This window comes from Actinokineospora spheciospongiae (assembly GCF_000564855.1).
Taxonomy (GTDB): Bacteria; Actinomycetota; Actinomycetes; order Mycobacteriales; family Pseudonocardiaceae; genus Actinokineospora; species Actinokineospora spheciospongiae.
In genome coordinates this window covers 1-17,141 of record NZ_AYXG01000053.1, presented here as the reverse complement: position 1 = coordinate 17,141, position 17,141 = coordinate 1, and the positions used below count along the sequence as shown (strand labels likewise).

Below are 17,141 nucleotides of genomic sequence, written 5' to 3'. Positions count from 1 at the left end.
GCCATAGGGGCCCCGGCCAAACACATCCACCCAGCCGGGCACCACCCACACAAACCGGCTTCCTCAAGCCCATCCAGTGGCTCGGCGGACGGCAGCGGGGAGGGTCGACCCCAAGTCCACTGAGGACAACACTGCCGCCAGGAAGCCGTCCGGGCGGACCAGGGCCACCCCCGCCTCGGGAAGGCGGAGGGTCGCCGCGACCTCCGCCGAGACCGGGACCACGGTGACGTCCGGCAGGGCAGGTGGAGCAGCACCGGGGGCGGCGAGGACGGTGCAGCGGGGGCCGAAGGTGTCGCGCAGGCGGGTGGCGGCGGGGAGTGCGGCGTCCGGGCAGAGGACGCCGGGCAGCGGTGGCCGGGCGGTGTTGGGGGTGCGGGGGAAGCTCGCCAGGTCCGCCGGGGCGGCCGGGGTGGTGAGGGGCGAGTCGAGGTACCAGAAGGGTTCGGAGAACTTGCCGGAGTCGATCTCGGCGCGGGCGGCGGGGTCGGTGGTGGCGCGGGTGAGGACGTCTTGGCGGTGGGCGCGCTGGGCGTCGTCGGCGGGGACGAGGAAGCGCATGGTGGTGGCGGTGACCCGGAGGTTCTCGTCGGTGGCGGCGCCGCGTTCGGTGTCGTAGGTGGCGAGGAGGCCGGGGCCGCCCCAGCCCGCGCGGGTGGCGGCGACCTTCCAGGCGGCGTTCTCCACGTCGGCCAGCCCGGAGTTCATGCCGCGGGCGCCGAAGGGGCTCATCAGGTGGGCGCAGTCCCCGGCGAGGAGGACCCGCCCGACGACCATGGCGGGGACGCGCCGCTGGTGGAACCGGTAGGCGGAGGCCCAGATCAGCTCGTGGCCCACCTCGCCGATGACGGCCCGGATGCGCTCGTCCAGGCGCCCGTCGGCCGTCTCGGCGGCCAGGTCGAAGTCGCGCGGCACCTGCCAGTCGATGCGCCACACCGAATCCGGCTGCGGGTGCAGCAGCACCTGCCGCCCCGGGTTGAACGGCGGGTCGAAGTAGAACCGGCGCTCGGGCACCGACTCCTCCAGCTTGGCCCGGATGTCGGTGATCAGGAACCGGTCGTCGAAGGAGTTCCCCTCGAACGGCAACCCCAGCGCCCTGCGCACCCCCGACCGACTGCCGTCAGCGGCGATGCAGTGCGAACCGACCACGACCTCCCCTGTGGACAGTTCAACCGAGACAGACGATTCGTCCTGCGACACCCCCACGACCCGACTGCCGTACCGCAGGTCCACCAACGGTTCCCCGGCGACCCGCTCCACCAGCAACCGCTCCACCACGTTCTGCGGTGTGTTGACGAACGGCGGGAACTGCCCCGGCGGCGGCTCGGGGAAGGTCTGCGCGAACACCTCCCGCTCCCGGAAGAACATCCGCCCCGAGTACCAGGTGATCCCCGCGTCCACCACCGCGCGCCCGACCCCGGCCCGCTCCAGCACGTCCAGCACGTCCCGCTGCACGCAGATCGCCCGGCTGCCCGCAGGCACCCGCCCCGGCAACGCCTCCAGCACCACGCTCGGCACCCCGTGCCGGGCGAGCAGCAGCGCGCCGGTCAACCCCACCGGCCCGGCGCCGACGATCAGAACAGGCTCATCGCTCACCCACCCGACATTGCCACGCGTGCCCGACCGAGTACAGAGCGCTGACGAACCTGTGGACAACTCAGGGGTGGGGGCCGCCCGCGCCCACCGCTCCCGCCGGACGACCGGCGGTGGGCCGGGGGACTCAGTCGCGGAGTTCGGCGTCGATCGCTGTGGCGGAGAAGTGGTTGGGGTCGAAGTCGGCGTCGAGGTACTCGGTGAGGTGGGGGTGGTCCGGGTGGTCTGGGTGGGGGAGGACGGAGAGCAGGGCCGTGTAGCCGTGGACGCCGCCCGCGACGTGTTCCGGTGGGGCCGCCCGGGCGCCGTCGGTGCAGCGGGGGTAGCGCAGGCGCGGGTCGGAGGGGGTGACCTTCTCCAGGCGCACCAGGTGGTCCCAGGCGTCGCCGAGGTCGTAGCGGTACTGGAGGTGGCCGTGGGTCATGGCCTCGGCGAGGGTGACCGTCCGCTCGTCGGCGGCGGGGAGGTCCGCCCCGGGGTCGGCGACGAGGCCGTGCGGGGTGGTGAAGACGTGCTGGTGCTCCCCCGACCAGCCGAACGCGGTCTGGATGACCGCGCTCAGCTCGGCGAGGGTCGTCGACGACCGGACCTCCAGCAGGCGCCAGATGGGTGGGTCGGCGTCGAGCAGGCTGACGCTCAGGCGGTGGATCAGGACTGGGTGGCCTTCAGCGTGGACTTGCCGTTGGTGCGGATGTCGACGATCGGCAGGCGCAGGGCGCCCGGGGCGTCGGCGGGGACGGCGGGGCGGGCCGGGGCGACCGGGGCGATGCGCCGGTAGCCGGTGCCCTGCGCCGGTCGGGTGTCGACCTCGCCCTTGTTGGGCCAGAACGAGAACGCGCGCTCGGCCTGGGCGGTGATCGTCAGCGACGGGTTCACGCCCAGGTTGGCGGTGATCGCGGCGCCGTCGACCACGGAGATGCCCGGGTAGTTGTGCACCCGGTGGTACGGGTCGATCACGCCGTCCTCGGGGGTCTCGGCGATGGTGGCGCCGCCGAGGAAGTGGGCGGTGAGCGGGATGTTCATCATCTCGTTCCAGGTGCCGCCCGCGACGCCGCCGATGTGCCTGGCGGTGTGCTGGTTGGCGTCGTACCCGGCCTTGATGAACGTCGGGTTGGGCTCGCCGTGGCCCTGCTTGGAGGTGTACTTGCGCCTGCCGAACAGGCCCTTCTTGGTGAAGGTGGTGATCGAGTTGTCCAGCGACTGCATCACCAGCAGGATCATCGTCCGCTCCGACCAGCGGCGGCCGATCAGCAGCCGGACCGAGCTGGGCTTGGTGATCAGGCCCTTGAGCACCTGCACGAACCGGGGCGTCGCCGAGTCGCCGTCGGAGGCCAGCGTTTGCAACAGGCCCATGGCGTTGCTGCCCTTGCCGTAGCGGCACGGCTCGATGTGGGTGTTCTCGTTCGGGTGGATCGAGGAGGTGATGGCCACGCCCTCGCTGTAGTTGCGCTCCGGGTCGACCGAGGTGCGGCCGGAGCCGATGATCGCCTCGGAGTTGGTGCGGGTCAGCTCGCCCAGCTTGGCCGACAGCTTCGGCAGGGTGCCGGAGTCCTTCATCTTGTGCAGCAGGTTCTGGGTGCCCCAGGTGCCCGCCGCCAGGATGACCCGGTCGGCGGTGATGGAGGTGCGGAACGCCTTCGACCGGGTGCCGGTCTTGCGCAGGTCCACCTCGTAGGTGCCGTCGGCGCGCTCGCGCAGCGCGGTCACGGTGGTCAGCGGGATGACCTTGGCGCCGCCCTGCTCCGCCAGGTACAGGTAGTTCTTGACCAGGGTGTTCTTCGCGCCGACGCGGCAGCCGGTCATGCACGAGCCGCACTCGGTGCAGCCGGTGCGCTCGGGGCCCGCGCCGCCGAAGTACGGGTCGGCGACCTTCTCGCCCGGCTTGTCGAAGTACACGCCGACCGGGGTCGGGTGGAAGGTGTCGGACACGCCCATGTCGGCGGCGACCTTCTGCATGACCTCGTCGGCCGGGGTGGTCGTCGGGTTGGTCACCACGCCGAGCATCCGGGAGGCCTGGTCGTAGTGCGGCGCCAGCTCCGACTCCCAGTCGGTGATGTGCGCCCACTGCTTGTCGTTGTAGAACGGCTTGAGCGGCCGGTAGAGGGTGTTCGCGTAGACCAGCGACCCGCCGCCGACCCCGGCGCCCGCCAGGATCATGACGTCCTTGAGCATGTGGATGCGCTGGATGCCGTAGCACCCGAACTGGGGCGCCCACAGGTAGCGGCGCAGGTCCCAGGAGGTCTCGGCGAACTCGTCGTCGGCGAACCGGCGGCCCGCCTCGACCACGGCGACCCGGTAGCCCTTCTCGGTCAGCCGGAGGGCGGCGACACTGCCGCCGAACCCCGACCCCACCACCACGACGTCGTAGTCCGCCTTGTTACCGGTGAGTTGCGCAGCCATACCCCGAGGTTAGGCGTTTGGTCACACGGAAGGCTAGGGGCGGGGGCCACTTTTGTGTGACTTGCAGTAACACCCATACCGTTACCCGTCGAAACGCAACAGTCCGTAGAGCGCCACGTCCCGGCGCACCCCACCGCGGAGCTGCGCGCCCCGGACCGTGCCCTCCGCGCGGAAGCCCGCCCCCTCCAGCGCCCGTCGCGCCGCCAGGTTGTCGACGTCGGTGGCCGCCTCCACCCGGTCGAGGTCGGTGGTGGCGAACAGGTGCCGCGCGGTCAGCCGCAGCGCCCCCACCCCGGCCCGGCGCCCCCGGGCGGCGGACAGCAGCGCGATCCCGATGTTCCACGCCGCGCACGCCCGCGTCCGCCCCCAGCCGACCTGGTGCCAGGTGACCTGCCCGAGCAGCCCACCGGTGGCGGCGTCGAGCACGGCGGCGCGCACCAGGCCCACCGGCGGCACCTGCGGCCGGTCGTCGGGGTCGACGTCGAAGGCGCCGTCCGAGCCCGCGGCCAGCGCGGCCCGGTCTTCCGGGAACGCCTCGGCCAAGGCGATCCCGTCCGCCTCGGCGAGCACGACGCGGCTCACCCGCGGTCCGACCGCGGCGCGCCGGACGTCACCGCGTCGCGGCGCGCGCCGCCCCCCTCGGTGGACCGAGCCGCACCCGGCGCGCGCCGGGTGCGGGCGTTCTCCACGTCGGTGACCTTCACGAGCGGACGGTGAGGCCCACCCGCTGGAACTCCTTGAGGTCGGAGTAGCCGGTCTTGGCCATCGCCCTGCGCAGGGCGCCGAACAGGTTGACCAGGCCCTCGGCCTCGCCGGACGGGCCGAACAGCAGGGTGTTCAGGTCGATGCCCACCTCGTCGGCGACCGGCAGGACCCGGCTGCGCGGCAGCGACGGGTGCGCCGCCGCCGAGGTCCAGTACAGGCCCTTGCCCGGCGCCGTGTCGGCGGCGGCCAGCGGGGCGCCGAGCATCACCGCGTCGGCGCCGCAGGCGATGGACTTGGCGATGTCGCCGCTGGTGTTGACCTCGCCGTCGGCGATGACATGCACGTAGCGCCCGCCGGTCTCGTCGAGGTAGTCGCGGCGGGCGGCGGCGGCGTCGACGATGGCGGTGGCCATCGGGACGCCGATGCCCAGCGAGCTGTCGGTGGAGGTGACGCCGTCGCAGTGGCCGTAGCCGACGATGACGCCCGCCGCGCCGGTGCGCATCAGGTGCATCGCGGTGCGGTAGTCGTGCGCGCCGCCCGCGATGACCGGGATGTCCAGGCCGCCGATGAAGCTCTTGAGGTTCAGCGGCTCGTCCGCCCCGCGCGCCACGTGCTCGGCGGAGACGATGGTGCCCTGCACGACGAGGATCTCCACCCCGGCGGCGATGAGCCCGGGGGCCAGCAGCGCGGCGTTCTGCGGACTGACCCGCGCCGAGACCGTCACCCCGGACTCGCGCACCTGCCGGATCGCCTCGGCGACCAGGTCCGGCTGGATCGGCGCGGCGTGCAGCTCCTGCAGGACGCGCACCAGCGCGCCCGGCTCCTCACCGGCGTCGGCGGCCTCGACCAGCCGGGCCAGCGCCTTCTCCGGGTCGGCGTGCCGGGCCCACAGGCCCTCGGCGTTGAGCACCCCGAGGCCGCCCAGCTTCCCCACGGCGACCGCGCCCGCCGGGGACACCACCGCGTCGGTGGGGTGGGTGATCAGCGGGATGTCGAACCGGTAGGCATCGATCTGCCAGGTGGTCGCCACGTCCGAGGACGACCGGGTGCGCCGCGACGGCACGATCTCCACGTCGTCGAGGCCGAAGGCGCGCCGAGCGGTGCGCCCCATGCCGATGTCGACTAGATCCCGCACTGGTGTTCCTTTCCGGGGCCGCCGAGGGTTCAGCGGGTGGTGTAGTTCGGTGCCTCGACGGTCATGGTGATGTCGTGCGGGTGGCTCTCCTTGAGCCCGGCCGCCGTGATGCGGACGAGCTGGGCCTGCTGCAGGTCGGCGATCGTGCGCGACCCGGTGAAGCCCATGCCCGCGCGCAGGCCGCCGACGAGCTGGTAGATGACCGACGACAGCGGGCCGCGGAACGGCACCCGGCCCTCGATGCCCTCGGGCACCAGCTTGTCGTCAGAGAGCACGTCGTCCTGGGAGTAGCGGTCCTTGGAGTAGGACTTGGCCTCGCCGCGCGACTGCATGGCGCCCAGCGAACCCATGCCGCGGTAGGTCTTGAACTGCTTGCCGCTGACCAGGACCAGGTCGCCGGGGGCCTCCGCGGTGCCCGCCAGCAGGCTGCCCAGCATGACCGCGCTCGCCCCGGCCGCGATGGCCTTGGCGATGTCGCCGGAGTACTGGATGCCGCCGTCGCCGATGACCGGGATGCCCGCCGGGGCGCAGGCCAGCGACGCCTCGTGGATGGCGGTGATCTGCGGCACGCCGACCCCGGCCACCACGCGGGTGGTGCAGATGGAACCCGGGCCGACGCCGACCTTCACGCCGTCCGCGCCCGCGTCCACCATGGCCTGCGCGCCCGCGCGGGTGGCCACGTTGCCGCCGACGACGTCGACCGCGTCGCCCAGCTCCTTCTTCAACCGGGACACGATGTCGAGGACCGCGCGGGAGTGCCCGTGCGCGGTGTCGACCATCAGCACGTCCACGCCCGCCTCGAACAGCGTCATGGCCCGCTTGTAGCCGTCGTCGCCGACACCGCAGGCGGCGCCGCAGACGAGCCTGCCGTCCGGGTCCTTGGTGGCGTTGGGGAACTGCTCGGTCTTGACGAAGTCCTTGACCGTGATCAGCCCGCGCAGCTTGCCGTCGCCGTCGACGATCGGCAGCTTCTCCACCTTGTGCCTGCGCAGCAGCCCCAGCGCCGCCTCGGCGGACACGCCCACCTGGGCGGTGATCAGCGGGCCCTGGGTCATCACCTCGGAGACCCTGCGGCTGTGGTCGACCTCGAAGCGCATGTCCCGGTTGGTGATGATGCCCACCAGGATGCCCTGGGCGTCGGTCACCGGCAGCCCGGAGATCCGGTACCTGGCGCACATCGCGTCGACCTCGGCGAGGGTGTCCTCCGGCGAGCAGGTGACCGGGTCGGTCACCATGCCCGCCTCCGAGCGCTTGACCGTCTCCGCCTGCCGGGCCTGCTCCTCGATGGACAGGTTGCGCTGCAGGATGCCGATGCCGCCCTGGCGGGCCATGGCGATCGCCATCCGCGCCTCGGTGACGGTGTCCATGGCGGCGGACAGGATCGGAATCCGCAGGGTGACGTTGCGGGAGACCCGGGTGGAGGTGTCGACACTGCTCGGGATCACGTCGGACTGCGCGGGCTGCAGCAGCACGTCGTCGAAGGTCAGGCCGAGGGTGGCGAACTTGGGCGGGACTCCGTCAGCGTTGAGTTCGCTGGTCATGGTGGGTCGCGGACCTTCCTGCATGGCTGGCGGAACAGGTGGTGCAGGCGGCGGCCGGGGAGCGCACCCCGCCGTGCACCCGCGGGGCCGTGCACCCGCGAGAACACACCCCGCGGCACGGTCACCCCATGGTATCCGGGGGACACTGGGCCAGTCGGCGGGTACCGTGCGTGCTCGTGCCGCATGACGCAGTTCCGCCCAACCCGTTCCCCGGGGATGGGCTGCCACCCGACCCGTTCCACGGCGACCCGGAGGACCCGGCGCGCGCCCTGGACGAACACCACGACCACGACGACCGGCCGATGACCGCCGAGGAGCGGGAGGACCTGGTCGGCGACCTGGCCGACCTGGCCGTCTACCAGGCGCTGCTGGAGCCGCGCGGGCTGCGCGGCATCGTGGTCGACTGCGGGGAGTGCGACGAGCCGCACTACCACGACTGGGAGCTGCTGGCGTCGAGCCTGCGCCAGTTGCTCGACGACGGGCGGATGCGGCCGCACGAGCCCGCGTTCGACCCGGACCCGGAGTGCTACGTGAGCTGGGAGTACTGCCGGGGGTTCGCCGACGGGGTCACCTCCAGCGAGAACGCCCACTAGGGGTTCACCCGCCCGGTGTGAGGTGCTCGACCGGGTGGTTGTGCCCCGGTCAGCGCCTCCAACCGCCCGCCCCACCCACCGTGAACGTGTGAGAGGCCCCACCGGATTTTCCGGTGGGGCCTCTCACACGTCTGGCTCGCGTTCCTAGGCTTCCGCGTCGTTCGGGGTCGCTTCGCCCTGGGTGCCGGTGTCGGAGGGGGTGTCCTCCGGTTCCTCGCGCGGGACCTCGCCGGTCGCGGTGGGCACCGTGGTGCTGACCGGGGGGTCCTCCGGGGTGGTGGAGGGGAGCGGCGGGGTGGTCGACGACGGGGGGTTGCTCGGCTGCGTCACCGTGGTCGGCTTCGGCGGGTGGCTGGTGGCCGGGGGCGTCGTGACCACCGGGGCGGCGGTGGACGGGTTGGGCAGCGGCGGGGGCGTGGCCGGGTCGGCCGGGTTGCCGCGCAGCAGCGAGAGCAGGTCGGCGTGCTGGGCGGCGAGGTCGGTGCGGCCGTCCTCGTTGCTGACCGAGGGGAGTTCCTGCTTGGCCTCTTCGAGCTTGCCCTTGGCCTCGGCGACGTTGCCCTGGTTCAGCGCGGCCTGGGCGATCTCCAGGTCGGCGCGGACCGAGGCCGCCGCCTCGACCGAGCGGGCGTGGTCGGCGTAGAGGACCTTGGTCAGGCTCCACAGCGTGTCGCCGGGGTGGGCGTCGCGGGCGGCGAGGCCCGCGCCGGTGAAGGCGATGGCGAGGACCGCGGCCGCCGCCGCGAACGGGACCAGCAGGCGGGGCCTGCGGTGGCGCTTGCGGGTGCGGGCCTGCAGCACCGTGGCCTGGGCGAGCTGGGTGTCGACGAGCTCGCCCATCGGGGCGGCGTCGACCTCGTCGCGCCAGGAGGTCAGCAGGAGGGCGAGTTCGTCGTCGCGGAAGTCCTGGGCGGGGGTGGTGCGCTCGTCGCGCAGGGCGGCGCCGAGGGAGTCGAGGAAGGCGTCGTCGGCGTGCACCAGGGAGATGTCGACCGCGCCCTCGTCGTCGGCGAAGTCGTCCGGGTCGGCCATCTCCAGCCCCTCGAAGCGCTCGGTGCGGCGGTCGGGGTCGCCGAACACCACCGGGGTCACGTTCGACCTCGGCTGCTCCGCGCGGGACGCGGTCTCGTCCGCCGTCCCGAACTCGTTCCGATCACCCTGGTCGGGCATCTCAGACCACCTCCTCCGCGGACAAAGTCTTCCGCAACCTGGCAAGTGCACGGTGCTGGGCCACCCGGACCGCTCCGGGTGTCGAGCCGACCGCCTCGGCCGTCTCCTCAGCCGACAGCCCCACCACCACCCGCAGCACCACGATCTCGCGCTGCTTGTCCGGCAGGACCTGCAAGAGGTCGTTCATCCGCCTGCTGAGCTCCCCCTGCATCGCCCGCTGCTCCGGACCGGCTTCGGTTTCCGGCCCGTCGGGAACATCGGCGACGGGCTCCGATCGGTTACGCGAGGAGGCCCGGTGGGCGTCGGCGACCTTGTGGGCGGCGATCCCGTAGACGAACGCCAGGAACGGGCGGCCTTGGTCGCGGTAGCCGGGCAGCGCCGTCAACACCGCGAGACACACCTCCTGGGCCACGTCGTCCGCCGAGGCGTACGAGCGTTCCTGCCTTCCGACACGGGCGCGGCAGTACCGCACCACCAGGGGACGCACGGACGCGAGCACCCGCTCGATGGCCCGAGGGTCACCCTCGACGGCGGCGCTCACCGACGCGTCCAGTCCGTCCCCCAATGTGGTCATCGCAGAATGCAGCCCTGGTGTTACTGGTTCGGTCAACGGCGGAAGAGGCGGGTGCGGCCGGGCCGCACCCGTGGTCCACCGTACCGTCCTGGTCGGAAGCGCTTTGTGGGCATTCGTCGACCGGGGTCACCCGGAGGGTCGAACGACGGCGTGACAGAGCGCACACTACCCGCCCGGTCCCGCCCGCGCGCGGGCAGGTCGGTGGACGCACGGCGAGCCGTGCGCGCCCCTCCCCACCCGGGCACACACGGCTCGCCGCCGACAGCGGATCGGTCCCTAGGAGACCAGGCCGCGCCGGAACCCGTGCGCGACGGCCTGCGCGCGGTCGCGCACGCCGAGCTTGCGGAAGAGCCGACGCGCGTGCGTCTTCACCGTGTCCTCGGAGAGGTACAGCTCGCGGCCGATCTGGCCGTTGCTCTTGCCCTGGCTCATCCCGCGCAGCACCTGCAGCTCGCGGTCGGTGAGCTGGACCCCGGGGTCCGAGGGCTGCCGGGGCGCGGGCACGGAGGTGCTGGCCAGGGTGTGCGCCAGCGCCGCGACCAGCTCGGGGCGCGAGGCGTCCCAGCGCAGGTAGCCGCGGGCACCGCCCGCGATCGCGGCGGCGATGCTGCCCGCGTCGTCGGGCGCGCCGAAGACGATGACGTTGGCCTGGGGGTTCGCCGAGACGAGTCGCCGGGTGGCCTCCACACCGGTGGGCACCGCGCGCTGCGTGCCGACGAGCACGACATCCACCGGCTGCCGGGAGAAGCGGGCGAGCAACTCGTCACCGTGCGCTACACAGTCGATGCGACTGACCCCTGGTACAGCAGACATGACACGGGTCAAGCCCTCCCGCACGCTGCGCCGGTCGTCGCAGATCAAGACCGTTGTCACGGGGACTCCTTCCTGCAGCCGAGTGACGTTCCATATCCCCTATCGGACGCTTGGCGCCGAACCTTGACACGATGCGGTGGTAAATCTGTCAACGAGTTCACCGTATTGCCGATCGGTCGTGGTCACCTGTTCGGACCAACGACAAAATCCGAGGTCGGAAGCCATGGCGAGGCGACCGCGAGTTCCCGGCCGGGCGGGTCGGCGTGTCGTAACACACAGTGCAGGACGCGCTCCGCGTCTTCAGCGTGCCGGGCCGCCGCCGCCGGGTCGAGCGCCGCGAGCAGCAGCAGGCACGGCCAGCGCAGCGGCAGCAACCCGGCCTCCCCGGCGTCGGTGAGCGCCCCGGTGACGAGCGGCAGCGCCTCCGCGCCCGCCCCGACCGCGGCCAGGGCCGCGCCGAGCACCATCGCCGACTTGACCCGGTGCCGGGTGGAGCCGGAGTCGACCGCCGCGGCGTGCGCGGCCCTGGCCGGGTCCAGCGCCGCCGCGGCCCGCCCGGCGCCCAGTTCGACCTCCGCGGCCAGCCAACCCCGGCGGATGCGCCCGCGCCAGCCCGGGTCCGGGCCGTCGGCCTCGGCGGCGGTGAGCGACCGCGCCCGCGCCGTGCGGCCGAGCCCGACGGCGTCGGCGGCCAGGCCGAGCAGGACGTCCGAGCGCGCCTCCGGCAGCCGGGGGTGGTCGGCCGGGGCGCGGGCCAGCGCGGCCAGCCCCCGGCCGTCGAGCACCCGGGCGGCGGCGTGCCCGCCCAACTGCCTGCGGTGCGAGCCGAGGGCGGCGGCGGCGAGCGCGACGAGCACCGGGTCGCGGTCGGTCAGCAGCGGCACCAGCCGGGCCACGGCCGCGGCGTAGTGGCCGCGGCCACCGAGCGCGACCCCGGCGAGCCAGGCGTCCCCGGGGGTTCGCGGGGGCCGGAAGGGGTCTGCGCCGGGTGTGCGGCCGAAGGCCGCGTCCCACAGATCAGGGTCACTCACGAGGGGAGTCTGCGGCAGGGGTCAACACTGAAACGATGCGCCCGACTGTGTCACCCACATCGGGGAGGTGTTCCACCCTCGTGGACAACCCGGCGGCGGTCCAGCCCGGCCCGCAGGCGAGCAGCCGCGGCCGCGGCCGGGCGGTCGGGACCGCGCGCAGGACGGCGGGGTCGGCGTGCGCGGCCGCCTGCGCCCAGACCGCCACGACCGCGGGCCCGGTCCGGCCGGCGGCGGCGGCCAGCGCCGGGGCGGGCAGCGCGGCGCCGAGCAGCCGCACCGCGACCCCGCGCTCGGCCAGCGCGGCGCGCACCACGTACAGCGGCAGGCCGTAGCGCTCGCCCGGGGCCCCGCACAGCAGCACCCGCGCGGGCCCGCGCACCGGCGGGGTCGCCCGGACCACCTCGGTCAGCACGCACTCGGTCAGCAGGTGGGCGACCTCGGTGCCCGCGTCGGCCGGGTGCGTCCAGCCGACCCCGACCGCGGCCAGCACCGGCCCCACCAGCTCGTCCCACACCCACAGCACGCCCCGGTCGACCAGGGCGGCGGCCAGCGCGGCGGTCACCGCGGCGTCGTCCATGGCCAGCACCGCGCGGACCAGCTCGCGCACCCGGGGACCACCGCCGGGCGGCCCGCCGCGCACCCTGGCCGCGACGGCGTCCGGGTCGGGCAGCTCCAGGTCGGCGAGCGCGGCCGGGTCGGCGGAGACGCGCAGCGCGTACTCGGCGGCCTCGGCCGGGGCGGCGCCGTTGAGCAGCGCCCGGCGCATCAGCTCCAGCCGGGCCAGGTCGGCGGGGGCGTAGCGGCGGTGCCTGCCGGTGGTGCGCCCGCTCGGGCCCAGGCCGTAGCGGCGGTCCCAGGTGCGCAGCGTGGCGGGGGCGACGCCGAGCCTGCGCGCCACCGCGGCGACCGGGAGCGTCGGCTCGGCCCCGGACGCCGACTCTCCGGGACTCCCGGGCGCGGTTTCGGTCGGCACTCCCCCATCGTCGGGTGACTCCGGACGACCGGCAACCGGACGGACGAACACGCTGCGTCAACCGGCGAATGCCGATCGGCTGAACCGCGCAACCGATGAGTCGATCACCCTTGAACAAGCATTGGCGCGGTTCTAGCGTGTAACACGTTGCGCCGAATGGAGTAATTCGCTCCACTCGGGACGGTGGACAGACACAGATTCCCTGTGACTATGGAGGCGGCGGCAATGGCGGACACTCGCAGGCTTCCCGGGCCGAACGCCGATGTGTGGGACTGGCAGCTCGACGGGTCCTGCCGGGGCATGGACAGCGCGTTCTTCTTCCACCCGGACGGCGAACGCGGACCGGCGCGGGCCCGGCGGGAGGCGAAGGCGAAGGCGATCTGCCAGGCCTGCCCGGTGCTGTCGCTGTGCCGGTCCCACGCACTGGCGGTGCACGAGCCCTACGGGATCTGGGGCGGGCTCTCGGAATCCGAGCGCGAGGCGATCATCAAGACCGACAAGCGCTCGCTCGCGGTGGCCTCGCACTGAGGTCCCCGGGAACGCGAAAGGGCCCGACCGGCAGCACGCCGGTCGGGCCCTTCGTCCGTGCGGCCCGGGTCAGTGCCCGTGGCCGTGGCCGTGCCCGTGACCCGCGTCGGCGGGCTCGTCTTCCTTCTTCTCCACGACCGCGCTCTCGGTGGTGAGCACCATGCGGGCGATCGAGGCGGCGTTGGCCACCGCGGAGCGGGTGACCTTCACCGGGTCCACCACGCCGTCGGCGAGCAGGTCGCCGTAGGTCAGCTTGGCGGCGTTGAAGCCCTGGCCCCAGGGCAGCTCGCGCACCTTGTTGACCACGACCGCGCCCTCCTGGCCACCGTTCGCGGCGATCCAGAACAGCGGCGCGGACAGCGCCTCGCGGACGATGCGCACGCCGGTGGCCTCGTCACCGGTGAGGCCGAGGTCGCCGTCGAGCTCCTTGGACACCTGCACCAGCGCGGAACCGCCGCCGGGGACGATGCCCTCCTCGACCGCGGCCTTGGTCGCCGCGACGGCGTCCTCGATGCGGTGCTTGCGCTCGGCCAGCTCGGTCTCGGTGGCCGCGCCGACCTTGACCACGGCGATGCCGCCGGACAGCTTCGCCAGCCGCTCCTGCAGCTTCTCGCGGTCCCAGTCGGAGTCGGTGGCCTCGATCTCCTTGCGGATCTGCTCCACCCGGCCGTCGATGTCGGCCTTGGCGCCCGCGCCGTCGACCAGGGTGGTGTCGTCCTTGGTGACCACGGCGCGCCGGACGGTGCCCAGCGAGTCGAGGGTGGCCTCGGACAGCTTCAGGCCGATCTCGGCGGAGATGACCTGGCCGCCGGTGACGATCGCCAGGTCGTCGAGGAACGCCTTGCGGCGGTCGCCGAAGAACGGCGCCTTCACCGCGACGGCCTTGATGGTCTTGCGCAGCGCGTTGACCACCAGGGTCGACAGCGCCTCGCCGTCGACGTCCTCGGCGATGATCAGCAGCGACCGGCCGCTCTCGGCGACCTTCTCCAGCACCGGCAGCAGGTCGGCCAGGGCGGAGATCTTCTCCCGGTGCAGCAGGACGTAGGCGTCCTCCAGCACGGCCTCCTGCGCCTCCAGGTCGGTGGCGAAGTGGGCGGAGACGTAGCCCTTGTCGAACTGGATGCCCTCGGTGACGACCAGCTCGGTGGCCAGCGTGGAGGACTCCTCCACGGTGATCACACCGTTCTCGCCGACCTTCTCGATGGCCTCGCCGAGCAGGGCGCCGATGGAGGCGTCCCGGGAGGCGACGGTGCCGACCTGGGCGACGTTGTCGCGGCCCTTGACCGGGGTCGCCTTGGCCTTGAGGGCCTCCACGACCGCGTCGGACGCGGCCTGGATGCCCTTGCCGATGGCGGTCGGGTTCGCCCCGGCCGCCACGTTGCGCAGGCCGATGCGCACCAGCGCCTGGGCCAGCACGGTCGCGGTGGTGGTGCCGTCACCGGCGACGTCGTTGGTCTTGGTGGCGACGTTCTTGGCGAGCTGGGCGCCGAGGTTCTCGAAGGAGTCCTCGAGCTCGATCTCGCGGGCGATCGTGACACCGTCGTTGGTGACCATCGGGCCACCGAACTTCTTGGCGAGCACGACGTGGCGCCCGCGCGGGCCGAGGGTGACCTTGACCGCGTCGGCGAGCTTGTTCACACCGCGCTCGAGGGCCCGACGAGCGTCCTCGTCGAAACTGATCTGCTTGGGCATTGTCCCTCTCCTGTACGCGAAACGCCCCGGTCGGGCCCCCGAACGGGGCCGCCGGGGCGTTCAGCGTGTGGGTACGTCTTAGTTGATGACAGCCAGCACGTCGCGGGCGGAGAGGATGAGGTACTCCTCGCCGTTGTACTTGACCTCGGTGCCGCCGTACTTGGAGTAGATGACGACGTCACCCACGGCCACGTCCACCGGGACGCGGTTGCCCTTGTCGTCGATCCGGCCCGGGCCCACCGCCACGACCTTGCCCTCCTGGGGCTTCTCCTTGGCAGTGTCCGGGATGACCAGACCGGAGGCAGTCGTAGCCTCGGCCTCGCTCGCCTGGACGACGATCTTGTCCTCGAGCGGCTTGATGTTCACGCTCACCGCTGTGACCTCCACGGGTCGTCGAAAGCGTTGGCAGGTTGATGGCGGCGGAACCCCTCACGAGGCTCCACCAACGGCTCCTGCCACCCCGCCGTCGCGGGTGCCGGGGCGGTACTGGCGCCGTGCGTCTAGCACTCTACCCACGCGACTGCTAACGCTGCAACGGGGTCCGCCGAGATGGGATGAGAAAGCGGGGAGTGACACGACATGACTTCCAGGGATGACGGCTCCACGGGTGCCCGGGCGGGGGTGATCCGCCGGGCCGGGGTGGGCGACTTCGACCGGCTGCGGGAGATCGAGGTGGCGGCGGGGGCCGCGTTCCGCGACGTCGGCATGCCCCACATCGCCGACGACGCGCCGCCGTCCGATGCGGACCTGCTGGCGTTCGTCGACGCGGGCGCGGCCTGGGTGTCCGAAGTGGACGGCGTGGTGGCGGCCTACCTGGTGGCCGAGCGGGTCGACGGGCGGGTGCACGTCGCGCAGGTGAGCGTGGACCCGGCGTTCCGGGGGCTGGGGCTGGGGGCGGCGCTGATCGACCACGTGGACGACGGGGGCGGGGTCACGCTGACCACGTTCGCCGACGTGCCGTGGAACGCGCCCTACTACCGGCGGATCGGCTTCCGGGTCGTCGAGCCGACCGGGGGGTTGCGCGAGGTCGTGCGGCGGGAGGCCGAGGCGGGGCTGGACCCGGCCACCCGGGTGTGCATGGTCAGGGGCTGAGGACCCGCAGCACGGCCTCCCGACCCGCCGCGACGGCCCTGGTCAGCAGGGCCGTGTCGCGGGTGAGCCTGCCGACCTCCGGCGCCCCGGCGGCGGGGCGGACCTCCAGGACGGCGGGGTCGGTGGCGAGGTCGCGGTCGTCGGCTTCCTGGCGGGCCGCCCGGCCCTCCCAGGACGAGAGGGCGCCGGGGGCGACGCGGTCGAGGTAGCGGGAGACGACGCGGCCCTCCAGGCGCGACGGCGGGCCTGCGGTCCAGCCGGTCTGGCGGGTGCGCAGGACCAGGACGTCGGTGAAGCCCCGCGCCAGCGGGGTGCGGAACGGGATCGCCTCGGCCAGCCCGGCGTCGATGAAGGTCCGCCCGCCCAGGCGGACCGGGGGGCCGGAGAGCAGGGGCAGGCCGGTGCTGGCGCGCAGGGCCAGTTGCAGGGTGCGCTGATCGGTGACCAGCGGGTGCAGGTCGGTCGCCGCCCCGGTGGCGGTGTCGGTGGCCAGCGGGTGGAACGTGGTGGGGTTGGCCAAGATCGCGGCGAAGTCCATCGGGATGGTCTCGTAGACGACCTGGACCAGGTGGGTGGTGTCGACCACGGGCCCCAGGCGCAGCGCCCGCCAGGGGTTGGTGACGCGGCGGATGACCGCCGGGTCGTCCCAGGCCATGACGTCAGGCCGGGCCTGCCCGGCGAGGAACCACGCACCGTTGAGCGCACCCGCCGACGATCCGAACACCGCGTCGAAGCACGCCGCGTAACCCAACTCCGCCAGGGCGACGACCATGCCGCCGGAGAAGGCGCCACGGCTGCCGCCACCCTCGACGGCCAGGGCCAGGCGGTGGCCGTCAGTACGGGCGCCCGCAGCGCGGCGGGACTGCAGGAGCGAGATCACCGGGTGCACGGGCACAAACCTAGGGCCTGCCCTCAAGCCAGCCCCCACGAACCGCCGGCCCGGCGAGCGAACGCCCGGGCGGGCGGAGGCACTTGCCCAACCGACCACCCCGACAACCGCCGGCCCGGCTGTGAAAACGCCGGGTGAGTGGAGCGCTTGCCCAACCGACCACCCCGACAACCACCAGCCCGGCCAAGCAGAGGCCCGGGCGGGCGGAGGCACTTGCCCAACCGACCACCCTGAAACCGGCGGCCCGGCTACGGACACGCCCGGTGGGTGTATGTGCTTGCCCAGCCGACCACCCGAAATCCGGCGGCCCGGTGACCGACTGCCCGGGTGGGTGGATGTGTCTGCCCAGCCGACCACCCCGAAACCGCCGGCCCGGCGAGCCAACTGCCCGGGTGGGTGGATGTGTTTGGCCGGG

General features: G+C 73.2%; 18 protein-coding genes. 3 read left to right on the top strand and 15 right to left on the bottom strand.

The window, feature by feature from the left end:
- Nucleotides 1-63: 63 nt before the first annotated feature.
- From UO65_RS07460 to guaB, 7 genes are all read right to left on the bottom strand, one after another.
- A complete protein-coding gene (locus tag UO65_RS07460; RefSeq protein ID WP_035279994.1) occupies nt 64-1,593 on the bottom strand; it encodes an FAD-dependent monooxygenase in 1,530 nt (509 codons plus the stop codon).
- A 124-nt stretch (nt 1,594-1,717) separates the two neighbouring features.
- Nucleotides 1,718-2,230 carry a plasmid pRiA4b ORF-3 family protein gene (locus UO65_RS34410; protein WP_267880590.1) on the bottom strand — a complete coding sequence of 171 codons (513 nt, stop codon included), beginning with the start codon at nt 2,228-2,230 and terminating at the stop codon, nt 1,718-1,720.
- Between the two features lie 8 nt (nt 2,231-2,238).
- A complete protein-coding gene (locus UO65_RS07450; RefSeq protein ID WP_052020870.1) occupies nt 2,239-3,990 on the bottom strand; it encodes a GMC family oxidoreductase in 1,752 nt (583 codons plus the stop codon).
- A gap of 81 nt (nt 3,991-4,071) precedes the next feature.
- On the bottom strand, nt 4,072-4,572 hold the full coding sequence (locus tag UO65_RS07445; protein ID WP_035279993.1) for a GNAT family N-acetyltransferase: 501 nt from the start codon (nt 4,570-4,572) through the stop codon (nt 4,072-4,074).
- Entirely contained in the window at nt 4,569-4,694 is a 126-nt protein-coding gene (locus tag UO65_RS38570; RefSeq protein ID WP_267880589.1) for a hypothetical protein, read from the bottom strand. Before UO65_RS38570 ends, UO65_RS07445 begins: the two co-directional genes overlap by 4 nt.
- Nucleotides 4,691-5,830 (bottom strand): GuaB3 family IMP dehydrogenase-related protein, encoded by a 1,140-nt coding sequence (locus UO65_RS07440; protein WP_035279992.1) that lies wholly within the window; start codon nt 5,828-5,830, stop codon nt 4,691-4,693. Before UO65_RS07440 ends, UO65_RS38570 begins: the two co-directional genes overlap by 4 nt.
- A 29-nt stretch (nt 5,831-5,859) precedes the next feature.
- A complete protein-coding gene (guaB, locus tag UO65_RS07435; protein ID WP_035279991.1) occupies nt 5,860-7,371 on the bottom strand; it encodes an IMP dehydrogenase in 1,512 nt (503 codons plus the stop codon).
- A 170-nt stretch (nt 7,372-7,541) separates the two neighbouring features.
- Between guaB and UO65_RS07430 the strand changes: the two genes are divergently transcribed.
- Nucleotides 7,542-7,964, top strand: coding sequence for a DUF5319 domain-containing protein (locus UO65_RS07430; protein WP_052020869.1), 423 nt, complete (start codon nt 7,542-7,544; stop codon nt 7,962-7,964).
- 144 nt (nt 7,965-8,108) lie between these two features.
- Here UO65_RS07430 and UO65_RS07425 read toward each other — a convergent pair whose 3' ends face one another.
- From UO65_RS07425 to UO65_RS07405, 5 genes are all read right to left on the bottom strand, one after another.
- Nucleotides 8,109-9,134: an anti-sigma-D factor RsdA gene (locus UO65_RS07425; protein ID WP_052020868.1), complete on the bottom strand. Its 1,026-nt coding sequence runs from the start codon at nt 9,132-9,134 to the stop codon at nt 8,109-8,111.
- Between the two features lies 1 nt (nt 9,135).
- Complete coding sequence (locus UO65_RS07420) at nt 9,136-9,708, bottom strand: sigma-70 family RNA polymerase sigma factor (RefSeq protein WP_035279990.1); 573 nt, start codon at nt 9,706-9,708, stop codon at nt 9,136-9,138.
- 276 nt (nt 9,709-9,984) lie between these two features.
- Entirely contained in the window at nt 9,985-10,581 is a 597-nt protein-coding gene (locus UO65_RS07415) for a response regulator transcription factor (protein WP_018682728.1), read from the bottom strand.
- Between the two features lie 122 nt (nt 10,582-10,703).
- Nucleotides 10,704-11,552, bottom strand: a complete 849-nt coding sequence (locus UO65_RS07410) for a hypothetical protein (RefSeq protein ID WP_035279989.1) — start codon at nt 11,550-11,552, stop codon at nt 10,704-10,706.
- Nucleotides 11,545-12,525, bottom strand: a complete 981-nt coding sequence (locus tag UO65_RS07405; protein WP_052020867.1) for a MerR family transcriptional regulator — start codon at nt 12,523-12,525, stop codon at nt 11,545-11,547. Before UO65_RS07405 ends, UO65_RS07410 begins: the two co-directional genes overlap by 8 nt.
- A 225-nt stretch (nt 12,526-12,750) precedes the next feature.
- On the opposite strand from UO65_RS07405, the gene UO65_RS07400 reads away from it, so the two are divergent.
- Nucleotides 12,751-13,053 carry a WhiB family transcriptional regulator gene (locus UO65_RS07400; RefSeq protein WP_035279988.1) on the top strand — a complete coding sequence of 101 codons (303 nt, stop codon included), beginning with the start codon at nt 12,751-12,753 and terminating at the stop codon, nt 13,051-13,053.
- 69 nt (nt 13,054-13,122) lie between these two features.
- On the opposite strand, the gene groL is transcribed toward UO65_RS07400, so the two are convergent.
- Nucleotides 13,123-14,745, bottom strand: a complete 1,623-nt coding sequence (gene groL, locus UO65_RS07395; protein ID WP_035279987.1) for a chaperonin GroEL — start codon at nt 14,743-14,745, stop codon at nt 13,123-13,125.
- Nucleotides 14,746-14,823: 78 nt separating this feature from the next.
- The gene (gene groES, locus UO65_RS07390) at nt 14,824-15,117 is read right to left on the bottom strand and encodes a co-chaperone GroES (protein ID WP_035279986.1); all 294 of its coding nucleotides are present in this window, start codon (nt 15,115-15,117) and stop codon (nt 14,824-14,826) included.
- A gap of 207 nt (nt 15,118-15,324) precedes the next feature.
- Between groES and UO65_RS07385 the strand changes: the two genes are divergently transcribed.
- Nucleotides 15,325-15,837: a GNAT family N-acetyltransferase gene (locus UO65_RS07385; protein WP_052020866.1), complete on the top strand. Its 513-nt coding sequence runs from the start codon at nt 15,325-15,327 to the stop codon at nt 15,835-15,837.
- Here the strand turns inward: UO65_RS07385 and UO65_RS07380 are convergent.
- A complete protein-coding gene (locus tag UO65_RS07380; RefSeq protein WP_035279984.1) occupies nt 15,827-16,726 on the bottom strand; it encodes a patatin-like phospholipase family protein in 900 nt (299 codons plus the stop codon). The two genes, UO65_RS07385 and UO65_RS07380, sit on opposite strands and share 11 nt — an antisense overlap.
- Nucleotides 16,727-17,141 lie beyond the last annotated feature (415 nt).